The organism is Microbacterium sp. JZ70 (assembly GCF_053903225.1).
On record NZ_CP096405.1, the window covers coordinates 1,474,273 to 1,498,648 of the forward strand.

Sequence of the window (24,376 nt, forward strand, 5' to 3'; positions counted from 1 at the left end):
AATCTGTCCAACGAAATCCCTCCCGTGTCTCGTTTCGGGTGGGAATGCCCTCGGCATTCCCACCCGAAACGAGACACGGGAGGTGGAGAGGAGGAGAGGGCGGAAAGGAAGGGGAGGAGGGGTGTAGGAGGCGGGGATGGGGGAGGCGGCCTCCGGATCAGCGGACGAGGCAGGGCCGCTTGGGGTCGAACACCCACTCGCGGAGGAGGTACTGCATCGCCACGGCGTCGTCACGGGCGCCGAGGCCGTGCTCGAGGTAGAGCTCGTGCGCGGCGGCGAGCCGATCGCGGTCGAGCGTCACGCCGAGACCCGGCGCGTCGGGAACCCGCACCGCGCCATCCCGGATCTGCAGGGGCGCCGTCGTGAGACCCTGGCCGTCCTGCCAGATCCAGTGGGTGTCGAGCGCCGTGATCGCGCCGGGCGCGGCCGCCCCGACGTGCGTGAACATCGCGAGCGACACGTCGAAGTGGTTGTTCGAGTGCGATCCCCACGTGAGATCGAAGTCGGCGCACAGCTCGGCGACTCGCACCGACCCGGCCATCGTCCAGAAGTGCGGGTCGGCGAGCGGGATGTCGACGGCGTTCTCGCGCACGGCGTGCGCCATCTCGCGCCAGTCGGTCGCGATCATGTTCGTCGCCGTGCGCAGCCCCGTGCGCCGCCGGAACTCGGCCATCACCTCGCGGCCCGAGAACGGCCCCTCCGCGCCGCAGGGATCCTCCGCGTAGGCGACGACACCGCGAAGGCGCTCGCCGAGGCGCACGGCGTCGGCCAGCAGCCACCCGCCGTTCGGATCGAGCGTGATGCGGGCCTCGGGGAAGCGCCGCGCCAGCGCCGTGACGACATCCACCTCGGCGTCGCCGTCGAGCACGCCGCCCTTGAGCTTGAAGTCGGTGAATCCGTACCTCGCCTGGGCGGCCTCCGCGAGGCGCACGACCGCGTCGGCGGTCATGGCCTCCTCTCGGCGAAGGCGCTCCCACTCGTCCGCCCCGTCGGGCTCGCGGAGGTAGGGCAGGTCGGTGCGATCGGCGTCGCCGACGAAGAACAGGTATCCGAGCATCGGCACGCTGTCGCGCTGCTGCCCGGATCCGAGGATCTCGGCCACGGGCACGCCGAGCTCCTGCCCGTGCAGGTCGAGGAGGGCCGACTCGAGCGCCGTCACGGCGTGGACGGTCGTCCGGAGGTCGAATGTCTGCAGGCCGCGCCCGCCCGCGTCGCGGTCGGCGAACCGTCGGGCGACCTCGCGCAGGAGGGAGCGGAATCGCGCCACGGGCTGCCCGACGAGCAGCTCGCCGGCCTCGGCGATCGTGGCGCGGATGGCCTCGCCTCCGGGCACCTCGCCGAGCCCCTCGCGGCCGTCGGAGTCGGTGACGATCGCGATGTTGCGCGTGAAGAACGGCCCGTGCGCGCCGGACAGGTTGAGGAGCATCGAGTCGTGGCCCGCGACGGGCACGACCTCGACGCGGGAGACGACGGCGCTCATGCGGCACCTCCGGGCTGGAGCACGCCGTCGACGAGGCGCGTGAGGTTCCACGGGTTCGCGTCGCGCAGCGGCGCGGGAAGGAGCGCGTCAGGGAGCCCCTGGTACGCCACCGGTCGGAGGAAGCGCTCGATCGCGAGTGTCCCGACGCTCGTCGTGCGGCCATCCGATGTCGCGGGGAACGGGCCGCCGTGCACCATCGCATGCCCGACCTCGACGCCGGTCGGCCAGCCGTTCGCGAGGATCCGCCCGGCCTTCCGCTCGAGCACGGGAAGGAGCGCCGCCGCGAGCGCGTGGTCCCGCTCGGCGAGCTGGATGGTGGCGGTCAGCTGGCCCTCGAGCCGGCCCGCGGCCGCGCTGAGGTCATCGGCCGCGTCGTATCGGACGACCAGGGATGCGGCGCCGAAGATCTCGGCCTGCAGGGCGTCGTCGGCGATGAACGACGCGGCGTCGACACCGTGGATGACGGGTGCCGGCGCGTTCTCGCCCGCACCTTCCGCGCCGCGGGCGAGCACCTCGACGCCCAGTTGCTCGCGCGCGTCGACTCCCTCGCGCCAGGCCCGTGCCATCCCTGCCGTGAGCATGACCTGCCCCGCGGCCTCGTCGACGAGGCGCGACGTCGCCGCGACGAACCGGTCGCCGGCCTCTCCGCGCGGCACGAACACGATGCCGGGCTGCGTGCAGAGCTGTCCGCTCGAGCCCGTCACGCTCGCGACGTACCCCGTCGCGAGCGCCTCGATGTCGCCATCCAGCGCCCCGGGCAGGATGAAGACCGGGTTCACCGAGCTCATCTCGGCGTACACGGGGATCGGCACGGCGCGGCTCTGCGCCGTCCGGACGATCGCGAGGCCGCCCGCGCGCGAGCCGGTGAAGCCGACGGCCTGGATGGCCGGGTCGGCGACGAGCGCCTGCCCCACCGCGGCGCCGGGCCCGTACACGAGCGAGAAGACGCCGGGGTGCAGGCCTGCCGCGGTGATGGCGTCGACGATCGCCGACGCGACGAGCTCGCTCGTGCCGGGGTGCGCGTTGTGCGCCTTGAAGACGACGGGGCAGCCGGCGGCGAGGGCGGAGGCGGTGTCTCCGCCTGCGGTGGAGAAGGCGAGCGGGAAGTTCGACGCGCCGAACACCGTCACGGGCCCGAGGGCGACCTTGCGCTGGCGGATGTCCGGGCGCGGGAGCGGCGAGCGGTCGGGGAGGGCGGGATCGACGCGGACGCCGCGGAAGTCGCCCTGCCGCACGACGCGCGCGAACAGCCGCAGCTGGTTCGTCGTGCGCGTCCGCTCTCCGGCGAGGCGGCCCGACGTGAGCCCGGTCTCGAGGGCGGCGCGCTCGATGAGGGCGTCGCCGAGCGCATCGATGCGGTCGGCGACGTCGTCGAGGAAAGCGGCGTGCGCCGACGGGTCGAGCGACGAGAACGACGGGAATGCGGCCTCGGCTGCGGCCGTCGCCTCTCCGACCTGGTCGACGTCGAGCAGGGTGTAGGCAGGCTCGAGGCGCTCGCCGGTGAGCGGCGAGACGCCGTGTGTCGTTCCCGCGGTTCCCGGCACGCGTGCGCCGGCGATGAGCGAGTGGCCCGTGAGGGTGGTCATGCGGTTCCTTTCGATCAGACGGCGGCGGGGGCGCGGACGCCCGCGCGCTCGATGAGCGCGGCGAGGTCGGCGAGGTCCTGCTCGGAGAGGTCCTGCAGAGGAGGGCGGACGGGCCCGGCGTCGCGGCCGACGGCGCGCAGCCCTGCCTTGACGATCGAGACGCCGTAGCCGCGGCCTCGATCGCGGATGTCGAGGTACGGCAGCACGAAGCGCGAGAGCTTCTCGGTCACGGCGGCGCGGTCCTGCGCGCGCACATCGCGGTAGAACTCGAGCGCGAACTCGGGGAGGAAGTTGAACAGCGCGGACGAGTAGGTGCTCATGCCCATCTGCAGGAGCGGAAGGGCGTAGGTCTCGGCGGTCGGCAGGCCCCCGAGGTAGAAGAGACGCTCGCCGTTGCGCGCGTAGACCTTGGCGAGGTGCTCGATGTCGCCGATCGCGTCCTTGAACCCGATGAAGTTCTCGTGGCGGTCCGCGAGGCGCTCGACCGTCTCCGCGGAGTACACCGCGTTCGCCCTGTTGTAGACGATGATGCCGATCCGCGTCGCGGAGGCGATCGCGTCGACGTGCGCCTCGAGTCCGCGCTGATCGCACTCGGTGAGGTAGGGCGGCAGCACGAGGAGCCCCTCCGCGCCCGCCTCCTCGGCTGCGCGGGCGTTCTCGACCGCCTGCCAGGTGGCCCCGCCGGACGAGGCGAGCACAGGCACCTCAGGGCGGGAGGATTCGACCGCCGCGCGCACCACGGCAGCGGATTCCGCCGGGCTCAGGCTGAAGCCCTCGCCGGTGCCGCCCGCGGCGAACAGCCCCGCGACGTCGTAGCTCGCCTGCCACTCGACGTGCTCGCGGTAGGCGCGCTCATCGAAGGCGAGCTCGCGGGTGAACGCGGTGACGGGGAAGGAGAGAAGTCCATCCTTCAGGTGAGCCGCCAGTTCGGCGGGGGTGAGACGTGCCACGAGTGCTCCTGGAGCCAGTGCCGGCGACCCGGCGACGAACGGGATACCCGTCACGCTAGGCGGGGCCCGCCATACCTGTCCAAGCCAAAGAGTGGATAGTTCGATGCTCTCGAGGTATCAGGCGGGCAGGTCGTCCAGGAGGCGGACGACGCGCGCGAGTGCGGGATTCCGGCTCGCACTGCTCCAGAGCGCGTGCAGCTGCACGATGTCGTGCGCGTCCGGGCCGAGGTCGACGTAGGACACCCCGTCGATGCCGAGCAGGCGTGCCGACTCCGGGACGAACGCGATGCCGCGTCCGGCGGCCACGAGCGCGACCATCGTCGCGATCTGGCTCACGACGTGCACCACGCGGGCGTGGTCGACCGGCAGCATCCGCACCGCGAGGTCGTAGAAGTAGCGCGCCTTCGTGGGGGAGTGCATGATGAGCGGCTCCGTCTGCAGCCGTTCGCGGCTCGGGATGTCCGCGGCCGAGGCGAGCGGATGGCCGGCGGGCACAGCCAGGACGAGATCCTCGGCGAGCAGCAGGCGCGAGTCGAACCGCTCGGGGTCGAACGGCGGCCTCGCGAGACCGAGGTCGAGGGAGCCATCCGCGAGGGCGTCGCGCTGCTCGTTCGTGACGAGCTCCTCGAGCTCGAGCCGGACGTTCGGGAGCGCCTCCGAGATCGCGGTCAGGAGCGGGCCGAGCACGCTGTAGCCGGAGGCGGCGGTGAAGCCGATCCGCACGACCCCGCTGCGGCCGGCTGCGACCTCGCGGGCCGTGGACGGCGCGCGCTGCACGGCCGCGAGGATCTCCCGGCTCTCGCGGAGGAAGGCCTGGCCGGCCTCCGTGAGCGCGACGCTGCGGTTGTCCCGGTCGAGCAGCGTCACGCCGAGGTGCGCCTCGAGCCGCTGGATCTGACGGCTCAGCGGCGGCTGGGTCATGCGGAGGCGCTCGGCGGCCCGTCCGAAGTGGAGCTCCTCGGCGACGGCGATGAAGCAGCGGAGCTGGTCGAGCGTGAACATGATGCCCTGAGGGTATCGCGCTATTCGGAATCTGGCTTGGACGTGCATCCATCCGCCTTCCTAACCTGAGTACCCGTCCCACATCGGTGTGGACGCCGCGAACGAAAGCGGGCGAGGACGCCCGACCCGAAAGGACCGACATGACCGCCACCCGATTCGCAGGACTCGGCCTCCTGGCCGCCGGCGCGCTCGCCCTGACCGCGTGCGGCGGCAACATCGCCTCGGGCGGTGACGCCGAGGAGTTCCCCACCGGCCCGATCACCCTCACCGTCGGTCAGGCGGCGGGCGGATCGACCGACCTCATCGCCCGCGCTGTCGCCGAGGGCATGGCGGAGGAGCTGGGCGTCGCCGTGCCCGTCGTGAACAAGCCGGGCGCCAACGGCGCGCTGGCCACCGAGGAGGTCGCCGCCTCCGAGGCCGACGGGTACAACCTCGTGCTGCTCAACGCGTCGCTCATCACGATCACCCCGCTCGCCGTCAGCGAGGAGGAGGCGGTGAGCCTCGACGACCTCACCGTCCTCAAGGGCCTCTCGCAGGACGACTACGTGCTCGTCGCGAGCACCGCGTCGGGCTTCGACAGCCTCGACGACCTCTCCGGGGCCGAGGACCTCTCGTACGGCACGACGGGCGTCGGCACCGGATCGCAGCTCGCGCAGGCGATCCTCTTCGCGGAGGCCGGCATCGACGGCACGGCCGTGCCGTTCGACTCGGGGTCGCCCGCGCTCACCGCGGTCATGGGCGACCAGGTCCAGGTCGCCACGATCCAGCTCGGCGAGGCCAAGCCGCAGATCGACGCGGGCACGGTCACCCCGCTTCTGACGTTCTCCCAGGAGCGCAACGAGTACCTGCCCGACGTCCCGACCGCGGCGGAGGAGGGCTACGACATCCCCGTTGCCCAGTACCGCGCGGTCGCCGGGCCGAAGGACCTCCCCGAGAACGTGCAGGAGGCGCTCGTGAGCGCGATCGACGCGGCGCTCGAGACCGACGCGTACCGGCAGCTCAACGAGACCAATCTCCTCACGCCGCACGAGATCTCGGGCGACGAGGTCGTCAGCGAGTGGACCGAGCTCGCCGACACCTACCGCGCGCTCGTCGAGGACAACGGCATCTCGCTCACCGAGGGCTGAGAGCGCGCGCGGCCGGGAGCACCCCCGGCCGCGCGCCCGCCCGCACGACTCCAGGAAGAGGACGCCGCATGGCCGGACTGTTCGCGCAACCCGCGCCGCCGCCGGGCGACACCACGCCCGTTCCGATCGACGACTCGCCGCCCGCGGCCGGGCCGATCGCCAACCTCGCCGGCTCCCTCGTCGCGGCCGCGGTCGGAGCGCTCGGCGCCGTGCTCGCGACCTCCCTCGGAATCGGGACGCTCGCGAAGCCCGGGCCAGGGCTCTGGCCGCTCGCCGTGAGCGCGGTCGTCGTCATCCTCGCGCTCGCGCAGCTCGTCGCGGGCCGTCACGGCGGCGACGGAGAGAAGTTCATGCGGGCGTCGTGGATGGCCGCCGCGGGCTTCGCGAGTCTCGTCGCGTACGTGGCGCTGCTGCCGGTGATCGGCTTCGAGACCCCGACCCTCCTGCTGGCCTTCCTCTGGCTGCGCGTCCTCGGCCACGAGCGCTGGATCCTCTCCATCGTCGGATCCGTGCTGATCGTCGTCGGGTTCTACCTCGTCTTCGTCGTCGCCCTCAAGACGTCGATCCCCCACCTGCTCTGACCCGCGGAGACACCATGGACTTCCAGCCCGTGCTCGACGGCTTCGCGACCGTCTTCGAGCCCCTCAACCTCCTCTACTGCCTCATCGGCGTGGTCGTCGGCATGCTCGTGGGCGTGCTCCCGGGCCTCGGGCCCGCCGCGACCATCGCCATCCTCCTGCCGCTGACCTACGGCATCGAGCCGGTCACGGCGATCATCATGCTCGCGGGCATCTTCTACGGCGCGCAGTACGGCGGCACGATCACCTCGGTCCTCCTGCGGCTGCCGGGCGAGGCGAGCTCGGTCGTGACGGTCTTCGACGGCTACGCGCTCGCGAAGCGCGGCAAGGCGGGCACGGCGCTCGGCATCGCCGCGATCGGCTCGTTCATCGGGGGCACCGTCGCGATCATCGGCCTCACGGTGTTCGCGCCGATCGTGGCGGGGTGGGCGCTGAGCTTCGGGCCCGCCGAGTACGCGGCGCTCGCTCTGCTCGGCATCCTCCTCGTCGCCACGATCTCGAGCGGCTCGAAGCTCAAGGCGATCATCGCAGCGGGCATCGGCCTGCTCCTCGCCACGGTGGGGCGCGACCCCTTCACGGGGGCCGAGCGATTCACCTTCGAGAGCCTGCAGCTCGCCGACGGCCTCGACTTCGTGCCGATCGCGATGGGCCTGTTCGGGCTCGGCGAGATCCTCTACAGCCTCGAGGAGCGGCATCGCGCGGAGACGCTCGCCCCTGCGCACGTCGCGAACGTCTGGCCCAGCCGCACCGAGCTGCGGCAGTCGTCGGGCGCGTTCGCGCGCGGCTCCGTTCTGGGCTTCCTCCTCGGTCTCCTGCCCGGGGGCGGAGCGACCATCGCGTCGATGGCGGGGTACGCCGTCGAGAAGAAGCGCGCGAAGGACCCTTCGCGGTTCGGCCACGGCGCGGTCGAGGGCATCGCCGGCCCGGAGACTGCGAACAACGCGGCGGCGACGAGCTCCTTCATCCCTCTCCTCACCCTCGGCATCCCGGCCAACGCGACGATGGCGCTCATGTTCGGCGCGCTCCTCATCCAGGGCGTGACGCCCGGCCCGCAGCTCGTCGACCAGCACCCCGACCTCTTCTGGGGCGTCGTGAACTCGATGTACATCGGCAACGTGCTGCTGCTCATCATGTCGCTGCCGCTCGTGGGACTGTTCGTGCGCATCCTCCGCGTGCGCGCGGCCATCCTCGCCCCCATCACGGCGCTCATCACCCTGATCGGCGCCTACACGATCAACAACTCCGTCTTCGACGTGGCGCTCGTCGTCGGCTTCGGCGCCCTCGGGTACCTCATGAAGAAGTTCGGCTTCGAGCCGGGCCCGCTCGTGCTCGCGTTCGTGCTCGGCTCGCTGCTCGAGTCGAGCATCCGGCGGGCGCTCCTCCTGTTCGACGGCGACCCGACCGGCTTCCTCACCCGGCCGATCTCGGGCGTGCTCATCGCCGTCGCCGTCGTCGTCATCGTGCTGCCGGTCATCCAGTCGGCGATGCGCGCCCGGCGGGGGTCCGCGATCGGGATCGGCCGCCGATGAGCGCGGTGCTCGCCCTGCTCGTGCCGGGCGCGGAAGGCCGCTCGGCGCTCGCCGCAGCCGCGGCCGAGGCGGACCGGCGCGGCTCCCGACTCGTCGTGGCGGGCGAGGAGGCGCTGCTGCGCACCCTCGCCGATGAGCGCGGCTCGTCGGAGAGCCTGCGCGATGCCCGCACGGTCGAGGTGGAGGCGCCGGCGGACGGCGACGCGCTCGCCTCGATCGTGTCGGACGAGGGGGTCGACCTCGTCGTCGTGGGCATGCGCCGACGCGAGGGAGCCGGCCGTCTGCTCGTCGCGACGCCCGCCATGCGCGCCGTGCTCGCGGTCGACGCTCCCGTGCTCGTCGTGCGCCCGTAGCCGCGCCCGGGGCGGCGGCCTGCCGGGGTTCCCAGGATGGCGTCCCTAGGATTGAGCGCATGTGCGGAATCGTCGGATACGTCGGTCCTCGGGAAAGCCAGGACATCCTTCTCGCGGGTCTTGCTCGGCTCGAGTACCGGGGGTACGACTCCGCGGGCATCGCCGTGATCGACCGCGAGGGGTCGCTGGGGATGCGGAAGAAGGCGGGCAAGCTGGCGCGTCTGCGGGAGGCGCTGGATGAGGCTCCGCTGGGTGCCGGCACGACGGGGATCGGGCACACGCGGTGGGCCACGCACGGGGGTCCGACGGATCTGAACGCGCATCCGCATCTGGCGGATGATGACCGGCTGGCGGTGATCCACAACGGCATCATCGAGAACTTCTCTGCGCTGAAGGCGGAGCTGGAGGCGGAGGGGTTCTCGTTCCGCAGCCAGACGGACACCGAGGTCGCGGCGGTGCTGCTGGGCCGGGAGTACCGGGCTGCGGGCGGGGATCTGGCTGCGGCGTTCCGGGCGGTGGTGTCGCGGCTGGAGGGCGCGTTCACGCTGCTGGCGATGCATGAGGATCACCCGGGCTTGGTCGTGGGCGCGCGGCGGAACTCGCCGCTGGTGATCGGTCTGGGCGAGGGGGAGAACTTCCTCGGGTCGGATGTGGCGGCGTTCGTGGAGCACACGCGTCGTGCGCTGGCGATCGGGCAGGATCAGATCGTGTCGATCACGCCGGAGGGCGTGTCGGTGACGGACTTCGACGGGGCGGTCGTGGAGGTCGAGCCGTTCGAGGTGTCGTGGGATGCGGCGGCTGCGGACAAGGGCGGCTGGTCGAGCTTCATGGCCAAGGAGGTCTCGGAGGAGCCCGAGGCGGTCGCGAACACGGTGCTGGGTCGGGTGCAGGACGGGCAGATCGTGATCCCCGAGCTGGATGGCCTGGACGGGCTGTTCCAGGGCGTGAGCCGGGTGATCGTGCTGGCGTGCGGGACGGCGTACTACGCGGGTCTGGTCGGGAAGTACGCGATCGAGCAGTGGGCGCGGATCCCGGTGGATGTGGAGCTCGCCCACGAGTTCCGGTACCGCGACCCGATCGTGGGGCCGGAGACGCTCGTGGTGTCGATCAGCCAGTCCGGCGAGACGATGGACACGCTGATGGCGGTGAAGGAGGCCGCGCGCCTGGGCGCGAAGACCCTGTCGATCTGCAACACGCAGGGCGCGACGATCCCGCGGGAGTCGGACGCGATCGTGTACACGCACGCGGGGCCGGAGGTCGCGGTGGCGTCGACGAAGGCGTTCGTGGCGCAGATCACGGCGCTGTACCTGCTCGCGCTGCACGTGGGGCGGGTGCGGGGCGCGCTGTCGGCGGAGGTCGCGGGTGCGGCGATCGCGGAGCTGGAGACGCTGCCGGAGAAGATCCGGTGGATCCTGGAGAACGAGCAGGAGCGCATCGAGCAGCTCTCGCGGTGGATGTCCGACACGCGGTCAGTCCTGTTCCTGGGCCGTCACGTGGGGTACCCGATCGCGCTGGAGGGTGCGCTCAAGCTCAAGGAGCTGTCGTACATCCACGCGGAGGGGTTCGCCGCGGGCGAGCTCAAGCACGGCCCGATCGCGCTGATCGAGCCGGGTCAGCCGGTGTTCGTGATGGTGCCGTCGCCGCGTCAGGGCGCGACGCTGCACGCGAAGGTCATCTCGAACATCGAGGAGATCCGCGCCCGCGGCGCCCGCGTGATCGCGGTCGCGGAGGAGGGCGACGCGGCCGTGCTGCCCTTCGCCGACGAGGTGCTCCGGGTGCCGCTCGCGGCGCCGCTGTTCGAGCCCATCCTCGCCGTCGTGCCGCTGCACATCTTCGCGATGGGCCTCGCGACCGCGAAGGGCCTCGACGTCGACCAGCCCCGCAACCTCGCGAAGTCGGTCACAGTCGAGTAGGCGCGTCGGAGCGCGCAGCACGGGCACGGCGGAAGGGAGAAGGATGATCGTCGGCATCGGCGTCGACCTCGTCGACATCCCGCGGTTCGAGAGCACGATCATGCGCACGCCGCGCCTGCGCGACCGCCTGTTCACGGAGCACGAGCGCGGCCTGCCGCTGCGCTCGCTCGCCGCGCGCTACGCCGCGAAGGAAGCGCTCATCAAGGCCCTCGGCGGCTCGGACGGCGTGACGTGGACCGAGATCGAGGTCGCCCGGCTCGGCGAGCGCGAGGCGCCGCGCTTCGAGCTCACCGGCGCCACCGCGCAGACCGTCGCCGCACTCGGGATCACGGCGCTGCACCTCTCGCTGTCGCACGATGCGGGGCTCGCGATCGCCTACGTCACGGCCGAAGGGGAGGCGGGCCCTGCCGCGGTCGACGTCGTGAGCGCGGGCGTCGAATCGCCCCTCGACGAGGCGGACGGCGACGAGGCGGATGGCTCGGATGTCGCGGGTGGCGCGGGTACGTCGACCGCAGGCGAGACGACCCCGTGAGCGGCGAGGGGCGCGCTCTGCGCGAGGCCGTCATCGATCGCGCGGCGATCGTGCACAACGTGCGGCATCTGCGCGAGGTGACGGGGACGCGCGAGTTCATCGCGGTCGTGAAGGCCGACGGCTACGGCCATGGCGCCGAGACCGCGGCGCGCGCGGCGCTCGAGGGAGGGGCGACGCGGCTCGGGGTCGCCGAGATCCCCGAGGCGCTCGCGCTGCGCGCCGCGGGCATCGACGCGCCCGTGCTCGCGTGGCTGCACGACCCGGTCGAGGACTTCGCCACCGCGGTGGCCGCGCGGGTCGAGCTCGGCGTCTCGCGCATCCCGCAGCTCGCGGCGATCGCCGCCGCAGCGATCGGCGACGAGGTGCCGCGCGTGCACCTCAAGCTCGAGACCGGCCTCGGGCGCAACGGGCTCGCCCCCGCCGACTGGCCCGCCGCGTTCGCGGAGGCGGCGCGCCTCGCGCAGGCCGGCCGCATCGTCGTCGAGGGGGTCTTCAGCCACCTCTCCGGCACGAGCGAGGCCGACGATCTCGCGCAGGTGCGCGTCTTCGAGGGCGCGCTCGCGCAGGCCGAGGCGGCGGGACTCTCGCCGCGCATCCGCCACATCGCGGCGACCGCCGCCGCCATCCGCCTGCCCGCCGCCCGCTTCGACGCCGTCCGCGTCGGCGTCGGCATCTACGGGCTCTCGCCGTTCGACGACGCGACGTCGGCCGACCTCGGGCTGCGGCCCGCGATGACCCTGCGCGGCCGGGTGGCGGCCGTGCGCCGCGTGCCAGCCGGCCAGGGCGTCTCATACGGGTACGTCCATCGCACGACGGGGGAGACGACGCTCGCCCTCGTGCCGCTCGGCTACGCCGACGGCATCCCGCGCCAGGCCTCGAACCGCGCGCCGGTCGTGATCGGCGGGCGCCGGATGCCCGTGGTCGGGCGGATCGCGATGGACCAGTTCGTCGTCGATGCGGGCGACCATCCGGTCGCCGTCGACGACGAGGCGATCCTCTTCGGCGACCCCGCTGCGGGGGCTCCCGCGGTCGAGGAGTGGGCGGACGCGGCGGGCACGATCAACTACGAGATCGTCACGCGCATCGGACCGCGCGTGGCACGGAGGGTGAAGGGATGATCCCCGACGAGCTGCTCGGCACGCACGACGTGCCCACAGCGACCGACATGGAGAACCTCGGCCGCCGCATCGGCGCGCACCTCGAGGCGGGCGACCTCGTCGTCCTGACCGGGCCGCTCGGCGCCGGCAAGACGACGCTCACGCGCGGCCTCGCCGATGCGCTCGGCGTGCGCGGGCCCATCCAGAGCCCGACCTTCGTCATCGCGCGCACGCACCCCTCCCTCGTCGGCGGGGCGCCGCTCGTCCACGCAGATGCGTACCGCCTCTCGTCGGCGCTCGAGCTCGACGACCTCGACATCGACGTCGACGGATCGGTCGTCGTCATGGAGTGGGGGCGCGACAAGATCGAGGGCCTGCGCGAGGTGTGGTGGGACGTCGAGATCACCCGCCCCGTGGGCGGACGCGGCTCCGACACGATGTGCGGCGATCTCTCGCGCGCCTCCGCGGAGCTCGACGCCGACGCGCCGCGCATCGTCGTGATCGAGAAGCGCACCGCCGCATGACCCGCGCGTCTCTCGGCGGCCAGCTCCTGCGCCGCCGCACGATCGGCATGCTCGTCGCCGAGGCCGGGCAGTCGAGCGAGGGCTCTGCGACGCTGGGACGCCACCTCTCGATGATCCAGCTCGCCATGATCTCCGTCGGCGCGACGCTCGGCACGGGCATCCTCGCCCTGCTGGCCGAGCAGATCCCGCATGCCGGTCCCGGCATCTGGATGAGCGTGCTGCTCGCGGCCGTCCCCGCTCTGCTCTCCGCCCTGTCGTACGCCGAGATGGCGGGCGCCGTGCCGGTGTCGGGCTCGAGCTACTCGTACGCGTACGTCACGCTCGGCGAGGGCGTCGCCTGGGTCGTGGGCTGGTGCCTCGTCCTCGAGTACGGCGTCTCGGTCGCCGCGGTCGCATCGGGCGCGGGGCAGTACGTCGACGAGACCCTCGCGATCTTCGGGCTCTCGCTGCCGGCCGCGATCGCCTCGGATCCGTCGGCCGAGGGCGGCGTGTTCAACCTCAGCGCGTTCCTGCTCGTCATCCTCGCGATGGTGCTGCTCCTGCGCGGCGTGCGCGAGGCCGCCTGGATCAACACCGTGCTCGTCGCGCTCAAGGTCGGCGTCCTCCTCTTCTTCTCCGCGGTCGCGTTCACCGCATTCCGCGTTGATCACTTCGACGGCATGTTCGACGCGTTCTTCCCGGGCGTGACAGGCGCCGCGGCCGTGCTGTTCTTCTCGTACATCGGGTTCGACGCGGCCTCGACTGCGGGCGAGGAGGCGCGAGACCCCGCGCGCGACCTGCCGCGCGCCATCCTGCTCGGGATGGGCCTCGTGACGGCCATCTACGTCGTCGTCGCGATCGCGGCGGTCGGCGCGCGCGAGGCGCCGTGGTTCCGCGACCACGGACTCGTGACGGTGCTCGCCGAGGTGACCGGCCAGCCCTGGTTCGGCGTCGTGTTCTCGATCGGCGCGCTCATCGCGTTCGCGAGCATCGTGCTGACCGTGCTGTACGGGCAGACGCGCATCCTCCTCACGATGTCGCGCGACGGGCTCGTGCCGCGCGTCTTCGGGCGCATCTCGCCGACGACCCGCACCCCCGTGGCCGGCACCCTCATCACGGGCGCCGTGATCGCCGTCGCTGCGGGCATCGTGCCCCTCGGCGAGCTCGCGAACGCGACGAGCATCGGGACGTTCGCGGCCTTCACGGTCGTCAACGTCGCCGTCATCGTCCTGCGATACCGCCGCCCCGACCTGCCGCGCACGTACCGCGTGCCGCTCTTCCCCGTCGTGCCCGTCCTCGGCGCCGTGACGTGCCTCGCGCTCATGACGCAGCTCTCGGGCGGCACCTGGATCGCGTTCGGCTGCTGGATGGCCGTCGGCATCGCGATCTACCTCGCCTACGGCCGGAGGCACTCGCGGATCGGGGCGCTCGACGAGCGCGCCTACCGTGCGGCGATCGCGGGCGAGGCGAGCGGCTTCCGCGCCGCGCCCCGCGCTGGCAGACTTCCGGGATGACGCTCACCCTTCGCGATATGGACCCCTCCCGGCTGCCCGCCTGGATCGACCGCAGCCGCGGCGCGTATGCCGATGAGCTCATGGCGGCAGGGGAGGCGCCCGACGTCGCACGCGAGAACGCGCAGAAGAGCGTCGAGCGCGCCTTCCCCGACGGGCAGCTCGTCGCCGGCCACCGCGTGTTCGACGTCGTCGAGGGCGACGAGGTCGTCGGGTGGCTGTGGATCGGGCCCGATCCGAGCCCGGATGACACCGCCTGGTGGGTGTGGGACATCCAGATCCACGAGGCGCACCGCGGTCGCGGGCTGGGCCGGGCCGCCATGCAGCTCGGGGAGGAGCACGCCCGCTCGCAGGGAGCGCGGTCGATCGGGCTCAACGTGTTCGGCTCGAACACCGCCGCCCGGCGTCTGTACACGTCGCTCGGGTTCGAGATCAGCGCCATCCGGATGCACAAGACCCTCGACTGAGGGCGCGCGTTCCCGGCATTCCGTGACCGGCGGGAAACTACGCTGGAGAGCATGATCCTGGCCGTCGACACCTCCATCGGCTCGGGCGCGGCCGTCGTCGCGCCCGACGGCGAGATCCTCTCGGAGGCCGAGAGCGAGAACGCCCTCGGTCACGCCGAGGTGATCGGCACGCTCCTCGAGCGCGCGCTCGCCGACGCGGGCGTCGGGCCGGACCGCATCACGCATGTCGCCGCGGGAATGGGGCCGGGGCCCTTCACGGGCCTCCGCATCGGCATCGCCGCCGCGCGCGCGTTCGCCCTCGGCCGCGATGTTCCCGTGCTCGGCATCGCGAGCCACGACGCGGTCGCCGCGGAGCTGACGATCGCCTTCCCGACCGGCGGATTCGCCGTCGCGACCGACGCGCGCCGCAGGGAGAACGCCATCTCGATCTACGGCGACCTCGACGGATGGGGTCTGCCGCGCCGCATCGCCGGACCCGAGCTGCGCCCGCGCGACGCAGACCTCTCCGCGGACCCGCTGCTCGCGCCGCTGCGCGACCTCGACGGCGACCGGTTCGTTCTCGCCACGCGCATCCCGATCGGCGCGCTGGGCCGGCTCGCGGCCATCCGCCTCCGCGCGGGCGAGACGCGCGGCGTGACCGAGCCGCTGTACCTGCGCTCGCCCGACGTCACGGCGCCCGCGCCGCGGAAGCGGGTGGGCTCGTGAGCATCCGCGCGGCGACCGTCGCCGACCTCGACGCGATCATGGCGCTCGAGCGCAGCGCGTTCCCGACCGACGCCTGGAGCGAGGGCATGATGCGCGAGGAGCTCGCGTCGGAGCACGCGCACTACCTCGTGCTCGAGCAGGCGGGTCAGGTCGCGGGCTACGCCGGTCTGCGATCGCTCCCTGGGGCGAAGGACGCGGATGTCCAGACGATCGCGATCGCCGAGAGCGCGCGCGGCCGCGGGCAGGGCAGGGCGCTGCTGCGGCTCCTCCTCGAGGAGGCCGATCGCCGCCGCGTGCGCGAGGTGTTCCTCGAGGTCCGCGCCGACAACCCGGTCGCCCAGGCGCTCTATGTCAGCGAGGGGTTCGCCGAGCTCGGCCGGCGGCCGCGCTACTACCAGCCCGACGACGTCGACGCGATCGTCATGAAGCTCGACGTCCCCGCGTGGCGCGCCGCGCGCATCCCCGACCCGACCGACGCAGGAGCCTGCTCATGAACCGCGCCGAACCCCTCGTGCTCGGCATCGAGACGAGCTGCGACGAGACCGGCATCGGGATCGTCCGCGGCCGCACCCTCCTGTCCAACACGATCGCGAGCAGCATGGACGAGCACGCGCGTTTCGGCGGCGTCGTGCCGGAGGTGGCCGCCCGCGCGCACCTCGAGGCGCTGCAGCCGGCGATCGAGCAGGCCGTCGCCGAGGCGGGCATCCGGCTCGCGGATCTCGACGCCGTCGCGGTCACGAGCGGGCCGGGCCTCGCGGGTGCGCTCATGGTGGGAGTCGGCGCCGCCAAGGCCCTCGCCGTGTCGCTCGGCAAGCCGCTCTACGCCGTGAACCACCTCGTCGGGCACATCGCGGCCGACATCCTCGCCGACGACAGCGAGCCGCTCGAGTACCCGACCGTCGCCCTGCTCGTCTCGGGCGGGCACACCTCGCTGCTGCTCGTCCGCGACCTCACGAGCGACGTCGAGCTGCTCGGCGAGACCGTCGACGACGCGGCGGGGGAGGCCTTCGACAAGGTCGCGCGCATTCTCGGACTGCCGTACCCCGGCGGGCCGGAGATCGACCGCGCTGCCGTCGGCGGCGATCCCGATGCCATCCGCTTCCCCCGGGGCCTCTCGCGCGCGAGCGACCGCGAGAAGCACCGCTGGGACTTCTCGTTCTCGGGCCTCAAGACCGCCGTCGCGCGGTGGACCGAGCAGCGCGAGGCCGAGGGCGAGGACATCCCGATGGCGGATGTCGCGGCGAGCTTCCGCGAGGCCGTCGTCGACGTGCTCGTGACGAAGGCACTGGATGCCTGCGCGGAGCACGACGTGCCGCGACTGCTTCTCGGCGGGGGCGTGATCGCGAACCGCCGTCTCCGCGAGGTCGCTCTCGCGCGCGCCGAGGCCGCGGGCGTGACCGTCCGGATCCCGCCGCTGCGGCTCTGCACCGACAACGGCGCGATGATCGCCGCGCTCGCCTCCGAGCTCATCCAGTCGGGCCACGAGCCCTCGACGCTCGCGTTCGGAGCGGACTCGACCCTGCCCGTCACCGACATCCAGGTCGCGCGCAGACCATGACCGAGCCGGAGGACGCGGCGCAGCTCGACGACGACGAGCTGCTGAACGCGGTGCCCTCCCGCTCCGACCGGCCGCGCCGCCGCGTCTCGCTCTCGAGCCCGTCGCTCGTGCTCGGGATGTTCGCGCTCACGATGTCGTGGTTCACGCCGTGGGTCGCGCCGCTCGCGCTCATCGCCGTCGTGCTCGCGGTCATCGCGCTCGTCCGCCGACATGCCGACCGGGCCCTCGCTTGGTGGGGATTCGGGTTCGGCGTCGTGGCGATCGCCTACTGCGGCGTCTGGGCGCTCTGGATCCTCGGCCAGCTCGGCGAGGCGCCCGTCATCGAGCTGCCGGCCGCGTAGCCGCTACACGCGGTCGGCGAGGATGGCGGCGCGCCGGCCGCCGATGCGCGTCACGAAAAGCGTGGCCGATCCGTCGCCGCGCAGATTGAGCTTCTTCCGGAGGAGCGCCGGATCGACGTCGACGCCGCGCTTCTTGATCTCGAGGGTGCCGATCCCGCGGGCGCGGAGCGCCTTCGCGAGCGCCTTGACGTCGGCGGGGAGCGTCTCGCGGACGCGGAACGACGAGACGAACGGCGTCGTCAGCGCGGCGTCGCCCGTGAGATAGGCGATGCCGGGAGCGATCGGGCCGGCCTCGAGCGACCGGGCGACCTCGCCGACGAGGCGCGCGCGGATGACGGCGCCCTCGGGCTCGTGCAGGAACGCCCCGAGCTCGTGCACCGGCTCGTCCTCGGTGTCGGCGGGAGCGGTGAGCTCGTGCGACGCGTCGCCGCGGATGACGAGCGCGGCCCGCCGCACGCCGTCGCGCGCGAGCGCCCCCGACCAGAGCACGAGCTCGACGGTCGACCCGTCGACGCTCACCCACTGCGCCTCGACCTCGTCGGGGATCGCCTCGCGATCGTGAGCCGGCCCGAGCTTCATGCCCACGGGCATCCGCTCGCCGAGCGCGTGCGCCCAGTCGAGTGCGGGGGAGTAGTCGGATGGCGCGACCCGGCGGGTCTCGGAGTGACCGCTCGTGCGACGCGCGGGGTCGAGCCAGACCGCGTTCCAGCCGGAGAGGTCGACCTCCTCTGCGCGCTCGGAGCGCACCTCCACGGCATCCCCGAACGGCCGCAGGTTGTAGGCCGCGAGGGCCGCCGTCACGGGGTCCGCGTCGACTGCGAGCACGTCCATCCCGACGCCGGCGAACGCGAGCGCGTCGCCGCCGATGCCGCAGCCGAGGTCGACGACGCGCTCGATCCCCGCCGCGCGCATGCGCCCTGCATGGTGCGCGGCCACGGCCATCCGCGTCGCCTGCTCGACCCCCGCGCGGGTGAAGAGCATGCGCGCCGCGAAGGGGCCGAACTTCGTCTCGGCCCGCGACCGCAGACGCACCTGGCCGACGACCGCCGAGACGAGGTCGGGGGAGTGGCCCGCGGCCCGGAGGCGCGATACCGTGCGGGCGACATCCGCCGTCGTCTCCACGGGGTCCAGCGCGTCGAGCAGGGCCAGGCCCTCGGCGGTCAGCAGCGCGTCGAGTTCTCCCTGCTCCATGCGTCCATTCTCGCGTGTCATCCCGTGTCCTCGAATTGGCACTCGCGTTGCGGGAGTGCCAGGTCCCGCCCTACACTGGCGTTAGCACTCTCGTCATGAGAGTGCGAACTGAGTCTTCCGTCGAAGCAACGAAAGAAGAGGTACACCGTGTCGGTTTCCATCAAGCCGCTCGAGGACCGCATCGTCATCAAGCAGGTCGAGGCCGAGCAGACCACCGCCAGCGGTCTGGTCATCCCCGACACCGCCAAGGAGAAGCCCCAGGAGGGCGAGGTCGTGGCCGTGGGCCCCGGCCGCATCGACGACAACGGCAACCGCGTTCCGCTCGACGTCGCCGTCGGCGACCGCGTCCTGTACAGCAAGTACGGCGGGACCGAGGTCAAGTTCGGCGCCGACGAGTACCTGGTGCTCTCGGCCCGCGACGTGCTCGCGGTCGTCGTCCGCTGACGACACGCCTTTCCTGGAGGGCCCGGCGCTTCGGCGTCGGGCCCTTCTGCATGCGCGGGGATGACCGCGTGGCAGGAATGCGCCGGAGGATGACCGCCGCGGCACCGTCCCGGCCGCCCTCGCGGACCACCTGCCGACCTAGGCTGGATCGGTGACCACGCTCTCCGCCACTGGATCCTCGGAACGCGAGCGGGCGCTCGGCACGGGGTACGGCTTCAGCGCCTACCTGCTGTGGGGTGTGCTCCCGCTCTACTTCGTCTTCCTCGCGCCGACCGGCCCCTGGGAGGTCGTCGCCTGGCGCGTCCTCCTCTCGCTCGTCTTCTGCGCCATCCTGCTCACCGTCGCGCGCGGATGGGGCCGGATGATCGCGGTGCTGCGGAACCCCCGTCTCGCGCTGTGGACGGCGATCGCCGGCGTCCTCATCTACGTCAACTGGCAGACCTTCCTCATCGCGACCCTCACCGGGCACGTCGTGGAGTCGAGCCTCGGGTACTTCATCAACCCGATCACGACGGTCGTCCTCGCGGTGCTCGTGCTGCACGAGCGGCTGCGCCCCGCGCAGTGGGCCGCGGTCGGCATCGCGGCCGCGGCGGTGGTCGTGATCGTCGTCGGATACGGCTCCGTGCCGTGGATCGCGCTCATCCTCAGCACGTCGTTCGGCCTCTACGGGCTCGTCAAGAACCGGATCGGCGGCGCGGTCGACGCGGTCAGTGGCCTCGCGCTCGAGACGATGTGGCTCGCGCCGGTCGCGGTCGTGCAGCTCGTCGTCGTCGCGGCGACGGCGGGGCTGACCTACGGAACCGTCAGCACGCTGCACACCGTGATGCTGTCGCTCGCGGGCGTCGCCACGGCCGTGCCGCTGCTGCTCTTCGCGGCAGGCGCCCGGCGCATCTCGCTGACGGCGGTGGGGCTCCTGCAGTTCATCGCGCCGATCCTGCAGTTCCTCGTCGGCGTCGTCGTGCTCCACGAGCCCATGCCGCTCGAGAGGTGGATCGGCTTCGGCATCGTCTGGGTCGCGCTCGTCGTGCTGAGCGTGGACATGATCCGGCACGCCCGTCGCCCCCGACCGGCCCTGGAGCCCGAGCCCGTCGCCTGAGGTCGGCGTTCTGGGGCGGCGTTCTGGGGCGGCGTTCTGGGGCGGCGTTCTGGGTCGAAGCGCGGCGGCGGGTCGCCGCGTTTTGGGGCGAGTGGGCGGGGTGACTCGACGGTTGTGACCGCGGTCTTCGCCTGCTGAGGGGCACGGATTCGGATGGCTGGGGCGTGTGTGCGCGTGTCGTGCGCAGGAGGCGACTCCAGCACCACCGGTCCGATTCCGGTGACCGTCGCTGCGGGTCGTGCATTTCGGGAAAACGCTTCCTCTCCTGACTGACGCGTCGCTACTCTGCGAGTCAGTCGCCGTCCGCCGCGTCAAAGAGGACGCGGATCGCGGGCGGCGTGTCGAAGGGGACCCATCTTGAGACATGCTCACGCGCGGCGGCGCAGCCGCGCCATCCTGTCCGCGCTCGCGACGACCATCCTCTGCATCGCGGGACTGGCTCTCGCCGCCCCGGCCCATGCCGCCGGCACGAGCTGCACCGGCTCGACCGTGCACGGGGCCGCTGTGCAAGACGGCAGCACCTGGCGCGCGTATCGCGGCTCGACCCTCCTGTGGGAGGGCGCTGACATGCTCACGGCCATCAACACGGCCATCTCCGGCCTCGACGCGGGGAGGACGAGCAAGCAGCGCGTGGTCGTCAACGGATCGGGGACGATGAGCGCGAACGCCCGGATCACGATGCCGAGCTACACCACGCTCGAGTCCTGCGGCACGATCAACGTCACCGGCACCGGATCCGGGAATGTCGCGGGCGTCTACATGCGCGGCGCGCACGACATCGAGATCGCGCGGCTGCACCTGACGGGAACCCCGGTGTACGGGATCTTCGCGCGGAACGTCGACAACCTCCGCCTGCGCGACATCGACATGCGACTGAGCGGCGGCCTCGGCGTGCGCATCGACAACCTCGGCGACACGAGCGTCTACGCGAAGAACATCGTCATCGACAGCGTCTACGTCTCGGGCGCGGGTTCGCACGCCGTCGAGACATACGGCGTCGACGGCCTCACGGTCGGCACCGTGACCGCTCGCGACGTGGCGCACTCCGGACTCCTCCTCAACAACACGGTGAACGCGACGGTCGGCACGGTCGACGCCGTCGGCGCGGGCACGGGGACGGGCTATGCCGCGTTCCGCATCGCCAACAGGGCCGGTCGCATCGGCGACGCGTATCCGACGAACATCCGCGTCGGCACCGTCAAGGCGACCGGGGGCGGCCGGGGCGTCTTCTGCGTGTCGGAGAGCGGCGGACTCATCATCGACCGCGTCGAGCTCACGGACACCGGCAACAACCCCGTGCTCATCGAGAACTGCGCGAATGTGAGCCTCGCCACGACGAGCGGCACGATCTCGCGCGGTGACGTGCGCCTCGCCGAGCGGACGGAGTTCCCCGGCAACCGCGACATCACGCTGCGCAACCTCACGCTCATCAACGGCGCGCGCATCGTCGAGAACCCGTGTGCGGACAACCTGGTCATCTCGAACGTGACCGGGCCGATCGTGCGCTGCTCCTGACGGGAGGGGCTCGCGCGGGTCTCCGGAAGGAGCTCAGCGCGAGCCTTCTCCGCCGCCCGGCAGTAGCGAGGTGCGGCACGTCACGGATTCGGATGGCTGGGGCTGGTGTGCGCGTGTCGTGCGCAGGAGGAGACTCGTGCCCCACAGGTCCGATTCCGGCGACGGTTGTGACCGCGGTCGTCACCCGCTGCGGGTCACGGATTCGGATGGCTGGGGATGGTGTGCGCGTGTCATGCGCAGGAGGCGACTCCAGCACCACGGGGCCGATTCCGGTGACGGTGTGCCGCGCCGGGCGCCGCCAGCCGCGACTCCGCGCAGGCCCTGTCGGCCATCCGCCTACCGCGCCTCGGCGCCCATCCGCAAGCGCCTTGTTTTCGGTTCACCGAAAAGCTACTTTTTCGGTATGCCGAAAAATCTCGTCCGGGGAGGTGCCGTCCTTGCGGCGGTCGCCCTGCTCTCGGGGTGCGCCGGGGGCGCCGCGCCCCAGGATGACGACCGCCCGGTCGTCCTCACCACCTTCACCGTGCTCGCCGACATCGCCCGCAATGTCGCGGGCGAGCACCTCTCGGTCGAGTCGATCACGAAGGTCGGGGCCGAGATCCACGGCTACGAGCCGACGCCAGGAGACATCCGGCGCGCCGCCGACGCCGACCTCATCCTCGACAACGGCCTCAACCTCGAGGCGTGGTTCGCGCAGTTCGTCGACTCCGTCGACGTGCCGCACGTCGTCGTGTCGGAGGGCGTCGAGCCTATCGACATCGCCGGCGACGCGTACGCCGGCAAGCCGAACCCGCACGCCTGGATGAGCCCCGTCAACGTGCAGGTGTACGTCGACAACATGGTCGAGGCGTTCAGCGAGCTCGACCCCGAGCACGCCGACGACTTCGCGGCGAACGGAGAGGCCTACGCGCAGCAGCTGCAGGCCGTGCAGGACGAGCTCGTCGACGCGCTCGCGCCGCTGCCGGAGAACGAGCGGGCGCTCGTCACATGCGAGGGGGCGTTCTCGTACCTCGCGCGTGACGCGGGGCTCACCGAGGCGTACATCTGGCCCGTCAACGCCGAGCAGCAGGCGACGCCTCAGCAGATCGCCGCCGCCATCGAGTTCGTCGAGGAGAACGGCGTCCGAGCCGTGTTCTGCGAGTCGACGGTGTCGGACAAGCCCATGCAGCAGGTCGTCGAGGCGACGGGCGCGGCGTTCGGCGGCACGCTCTACGTCGACTCCCTCTCCGAGCCGGAGGGGCCCGTTCCCACCTACCTCCACCTCATCCGGCATGACGCGTCGCTCATCGTCGAGGGGCTGACCGGATGAGTCCCGCGATCGAGCTCGCCGACATCACAGTCCGCTACCGCGACATCCTCGCTCTCGACGCCGCGTCCGCGACCCTCGAGGCCGGGAAGGTGACGGCCCTCATCGGGATGAACGGGTCGGGCAAGTCCACGCTCTTCAAGACCGCGCTCGGGCTCATCCGCCCCGACGCCGGCAGCGTCCGCATCGAGGGCGGGTCGCCCGCTGTCGCCCGTCGGCGCGGCATCGTCGGCTACGTGCCGCAGAGCGAGGACGTCGACTGGGCGTTCCCGGTCTCCGTGCGCGACGTCGTCATGATGGGGCGCTACGGGCGCCAGGGCCTGACGCGGCGGGCCCGCCCCGATGATCGCGCGGCCGTCGAGGAGGCCCTCGAGCGGGTCGACCTCGTCGATCTCGCAGACCGCCAGATCGGCCAGCTGTCGGGAGGTCAGCGCAAGCGCGCGTTCGTCGCGCGCGGCATCGCGCAGGAGGCGCGGATCCTCCTGCTCGATGAGCCCTTCGCCGGGGTCGACAAGCGCTCCGAGGCGACGATCGTGCGGCTCCTCCGCGAGCTCGCGGCCGACGGCTGTGCGGTGCTCGTCTCGACCCATGACCTGCACGCGCTTCCCGAGCTGGCCGACGAGGCCATCCTCCTCCTGCGCAGGCCCCTCTTCCACGGCCCGGTCGGCGAGGCGCTGCGGCCGGAGCACCTCGCACGCGCCTTCGGGCTCGGGGAGGCCGCATGAACCCCCTCGACCTCCTCCTCGAGCCGCTTCAGTACGACTTCATGCTCCGCGCGCTCGCCGCGACCGTCGTCGCCGCGGTCGTCTGCGCCCTGCTGTCGTGCTGGCTCGTGCTCGTCGGATGGTCGCTCATGGGCGACGCCGTCTCGCACGCGGTGCTGCCAGGCGTCGTCATCGCGTACATCCTCGGCGCGCCGTTCGCGCTCGGCGCGCTCGCCTTCGGGCTGCTCGCGGTCGCGCTCATCGGCGTGCTCCGCGACACGAGCCGCGTCAAGGAGGACGCCGCGATCGGCATCGTCTTCACGACCCTCTTCGCGCTCGGGCTCGCCCTCATCTCCGTGACGCCGAGTCAGACCGATCTCAACCACATCATCTTCGGGAACATCCTCGGCGTCTCCGACGGCGACCTCATCCAGATCGGCGCGCTCGCCGCGGTCGCCCTCGTCGTGCTGCTCGTGAAGCGACGCGATCTCACGCTCTACGCGTTCGACCCGACCCATGCGTTCGCGATCGGGCTCTCGCCCCGTCTGCTCGGCGCCATCCTGCTCGGCGTCCTCGCGCTCACCGCGGTGGTCGCGCTCCAGGTGGTCGGCGTCATCCTCGTCGTCGCGATGCTCATCATCCCGGGCGCGACCGCGCACCTCCTCACCGACCGATTCGGGCGGATGCTCGTCATCGCGCCGATCCTGTCGGCGGCCTGCTCGGTGATCGGCATCTACCTCAGCTACTGGCTGGATGCCGCGTCGGGGGCGCTCGTCATCCTCGTCCAGGGCGTCGTCTTCACTCTCGTCTACCTCTTCAGCCCACGGCACGGGGTGGTCGGACGGCGGATGGCGCGGGTGCGCGCCGCCTGAGGCTTTCCTGTGCGCG

General features: G+C 72.1%; 24 protein-coding genes and 1 pseudogene. 20 read left to right on the top strand and 5 right to left on the bottom strand.

Annotated elements, in window-relative coordinates:
• Positions 1–157 precede the first annotated feature (157 nt).
• The 4 genes from M1D46_RS06660 to M1D46_RS06675 all read right to left on the bottom strand — a co-directional run bounded on the left by M1D46_RS06660 (position 158) and on the right by M1D46_RS06675 (position 5,018).
• On the bottom strand, positions 158–1,480 hold the full coding sequence (locus M1D46_RS06660; protein ID WP_456286980.1) for an enolase C-terminal domain-like protein: 1,323 nt from the start codon (positions 1,478–1,480) through the stop codon (positions 158–160).
• Positions 1,477–3,066: an aldehyde dehydrogenase (NADP(+)) gene (locus tag M1D46_RS06665; RefSeq protein WP_456284776.1), complete on the bottom strand. Its 1,590-nt coding sequence runs from the start codon at positions 3,064–3,066 to the stop codon at positions 1,477–1,479. Before M1D46_RS06665 ends, M1D46_RS06660 begins: the two co-directional genes overlap by 4 nt.
• 14 nt (positions 3,067–3,080) lie before the next feature.
• Positions 3,081–4,016: a 5-dehydro-4-deoxyglucarate dehydratase gene (gene kdgD, locus M1D46_RS06670; RefSeq protein WP_456284777.1), complete on the bottom strand. Its 936-nt coding sequence runs from the start codon at positions 4,014–4,016 to the stop codon at positions 3,081–3,083.
• A 117-nt stretch (positions 4,017–4,133) separates the two neighbouring features.
• Positions 4,134–5,018 carry a LysR substrate-binding domain-containing protein gene (locus tag M1D46_RS06675; RefSeq protein WP_456284778.1) on the bottom strand — a complete coding sequence of 295 codons (885 nt, stop codon included), beginning with the start codon at positions 5,016–5,018 and terminating at the stop codon, positions 4,134–4,136.
• Positions 5,019–5,158: 140 nt separating this feature from the next.
• On the opposite strand from M1D46_RS06675, the gene M1D46_RS06680 reads away from it, so the two are divergent.
• The 14 genes and pseudogenes from M1D46_RS06680 to M1D46_RS06745 all read left to right on the top strand — a co-directional run bounded on the left by M1D46_RS06680 (position 5,159) and on the right by M1D46_RS06745 (position 17,232).
• On the top strand, positions 5,159–6,145 hold the full coding sequence (locus M1D46_RS06680; RefSeq protein WP_456284779.1) for a tripartite tricarboxylate transporter substrate binding protein: 987 nt from the start codon (positions 5,159–5,161) through the stop codon (positions 6,143–6,145).
• Between the two features lie 68 nt (positions 6,146–6,213).
• Complete coding sequence (locus M1D46_RS06685; RefSeq protein WP_456284780.1) at positions 6,214–6,726, top strand: tripartite tricarboxylate transporter TctB family protein; 513 nt, start codon at positions 6,214–6,216, stop codon at positions 6,724–6,726.
• A gap of 14 nt (positions 6,727–6,740) precedes the next feature.
• Positions 6,741–8,252, top strand: coding sequence for a tripartite tricarboxylate transporter permease (locus tag M1D46_RS06690; protein WP_456284781.1), 1,512 nt, complete (start codon positions 6,741–6,743; stop codon positions 8,250–8,252).
• Positions 8,249–8,605, top strand: a complete 357-nt coding sequence (locus tag M1D46_RS06695) for a universal stress protein (protein ID WP_456284782.1) — start codon at positions 8,249–8,251, stop codon at positions 8,603–8,605. The genes M1D46_RS06690 and M1D46_RS06695 overlap by 4 nt, the downstream gene beginning before the upstream one ends.
• 59 nt (positions 8,606–8,664) lie before the next feature.
• Complete coding sequence (glmS, locus tag M1D46_RS06700; RefSeq protein ID WP_456284783.1) at positions 8,665–10,518, top strand: glutamine--fructose-6-phosphate transaminase (isomerizing); 1,854 nt, start codon at positions 8,665–8,667, stop codon at positions 10,516–10,518.
• Positions 10,519–10,561: 43 nt separating this feature from the next.
• Positions 10,562–10,915: pseudogene (locus M1D46_RS06705) on the top strand (holo-ACP synthase); the annotation flags it as partial.
• Between the two features lie 131 nt (positions 10,916–11,046).
• The gene (gene alr / locus M1D46_RS06710) at positions 11,047–12,168 is read left to right on the top strand and encodes an alanine racemase (RefSeq protein WP_456284784.1); all 1,122 of its coding nucleotides are present in this window, start codon (positions 11,047–11,049) and stop codon (positions 12,166–12,168) included.
• The gene (gene tsaE, locus M1D46_RS06715) at positions 12,165–12,671 is read left to right on the top strand and encodes a tRNA (adenosine(37)-N6)-threonylcarbamoyltransferase complex ATPase subunit type 1 TsaE (RefSeq protein WP_324012178.1); all 507 of its coding nucleotides are present in this window, start codon (positions 12,165–12,167) and stop codon (positions 12,669–12,671) included. The genes alr and tsaE overlap by 4 nt, the downstream gene beginning before the upstream one ends.
• Complete coding sequence (locus tag M1D46_RS06720) at positions 12,668–14,164, top strand: APC family permease (protein ID WP_271172342.1); 1,497 nt, start codon at positions 12,668–12,670, stop codon at positions 14,162–14,164. The genes tsaE and M1D46_RS06720 overlap by 4 nt, the downstream gene beginning before the upstream one ends.
• Positions 14,161–14,628 carry an N-acetyltransferase family protein gene (locus M1D46_RS06725; protein ID WP_456284785.1) on the top strand — a complete coding sequence of 156 codons (468 nt, stop codon included), beginning with the start codon at positions 14,161–14,163 and terminating at the stop codon, positions 14,626–14,628. Before M1D46_RS06720 ends, M1D46_RS06725 begins: the two co-directional genes overlap by 4 nt.
• Before the next feature lie 51 nt (positions 14,629–14,679).
• Complete coding sequence (gene tsaB, locus M1D46_RS06730; protein ID WP_324012173.1) at positions 14,680–15,333, top strand: tRNA (adenosine(37)-N6)-threonylcarbamoyltransferase complex dimerization subunit type 1 TsaB; 654 nt, start codon at positions 14,680–14,682, stop codon at positions 15,331–15,333.
• On the top strand, positions 15,330–15,827 hold the full coding sequence (gene rimI, locus M1D46_RS06735; protein WP_456286981.1) for a ribosomal protein S18-alanine N-acetyltransferase: 498 nt from the start codon (positions 15,330–15,332) through the stop codon (positions 15,825–15,827). The genes tsaB and rimI overlap by 4 nt, the downstream gene beginning before the upstream one ends.
• On the top strand, positions 15,824–16,891 hold the full coding sequence (tsaD, locus tag M1D46_RS06740) for a tRNA (adenosine(37)-N6)-threonylcarbamoyltransferase complex transferase subunit TsaD (protein ID WP_271172338.1): 1,068 nt from the start codon (positions 15,824–15,826) through the stop codon (positions 16,889–16,891). The genes rimI and tsaD overlap by 4 nt, the downstream gene beginning before the upstream one ends.
• On the top strand, positions 16,888–17,232 hold the full coding sequence (locus M1D46_RS06745; RefSeq protein WP_271172337.1) for a hypothetical protein: 345 nt from the start codon (positions 16,888–16,890) through the stop codon (positions 17,230–17,232). The genes tsaD and M1D46_RS06745 overlap by 4 nt, the downstream gene beginning before the upstream one ends.
• 3 nt (positions 17,233–17,235) lie before the next feature.
• On the opposite strand, the gene M1D46_RS06750 is transcribed toward M1D46_RS06745, so the two are convergent.
• Positions 17,236–18,423, bottom strand: coding sequence for a THUMP-like domain-containing protein (locus M1D46_RS06750; RefSeq protein WP_456286982.1), 1,188 nt, complete (start codon positions 18,421–18,423; stop codon positions 17,236–17,238).
• A gap of 147 nt (positions 18,424–18,570) precedes the next feature.
• Here M1D46_RS06750 and groES point away from each other — a divergent pair, with 147 nt between their 5' ends.
• The 6 genes from groES (at position 18,571) to M1D46_RS06780 (ending at position 24,360) form a co-directional block, all read left to right on the top strand.
• Positions 18,571–18,867: a co-chaperone GroES gene (groES, locus tag M1D46_RS06755; protein ID WP_039394204.1), complete on the top strand. Its 297-nt coding sequence runs from the start codon at positions 18,571–18,573 to the stop codon at positions 18,865–18,867.
• A 151-nt stretch (positions 18,868–19,018) separates the two neighbouring features.
• Positions 19,019–19,963 carry an EamA family transporter RarD gene (rarD, locus tag M1D46_RS06760; protein WP_282978201.1) on the top strand — a complete coding sequence of 315 codons (945 nt, stop codon included), beginning with the start codon at positions 19,019–19,021 and terminating at the stop codon, positions 19,961–19,963.
• 357 nt (positions 19,964–20,320) lie between these two features.
• A complete protein-coding gene (locus M1D46_RS06765) occupies positions 20,321–21,478 on the top strand; it encodes a hypothetical protein (RefSeq protein ID WP_456286983.1) in 1,158 nt (385 codons plus the stop codon).
• Positions 21,479–21,881: 403 nt separating this feature from the next.
• Positions 21,882–22,787: a metal ABC transporter substrate-binding protein gene (locus M1D46_RS06770; protein ID WP_271172334.1), complete on the top strand. Its 906-nt coding sequence runs from the start codon at positions 21,882–21,884 to the stop codon at positions 22,785–22,787.
• Complete coding sequence (locus tag M1D46_RS06775; protein ID WP_456286984.1) at positions 22,784–23,509, top strand: metal ABC transporter ATP-binding protein; 726 nt, start codon at positions 22,784–22,786, stop codon at positions 23,507–23,509. Before M1D46_RS06770 ends, M1D46_RS06775 begins: the two co-directional genes overlap by 4 nt.
• Positions 23,506–24,360, top strand: coding sequence for a metal ABC transporter permease (locus M1D46_RS06780; protein ID WP_456286985.1), 855 nt, complete (start codon positions 23,506–23,508; stop codon positions 24,358–24,360). The genes M1D46_RS06775 and M1D46_RS06780 overlap by 4 nt, the downstream gene beginning before the upstream one ends.
• The last annotated feature ends 16 nt before the right edge of the window (positions 24,361–24,376 follow it).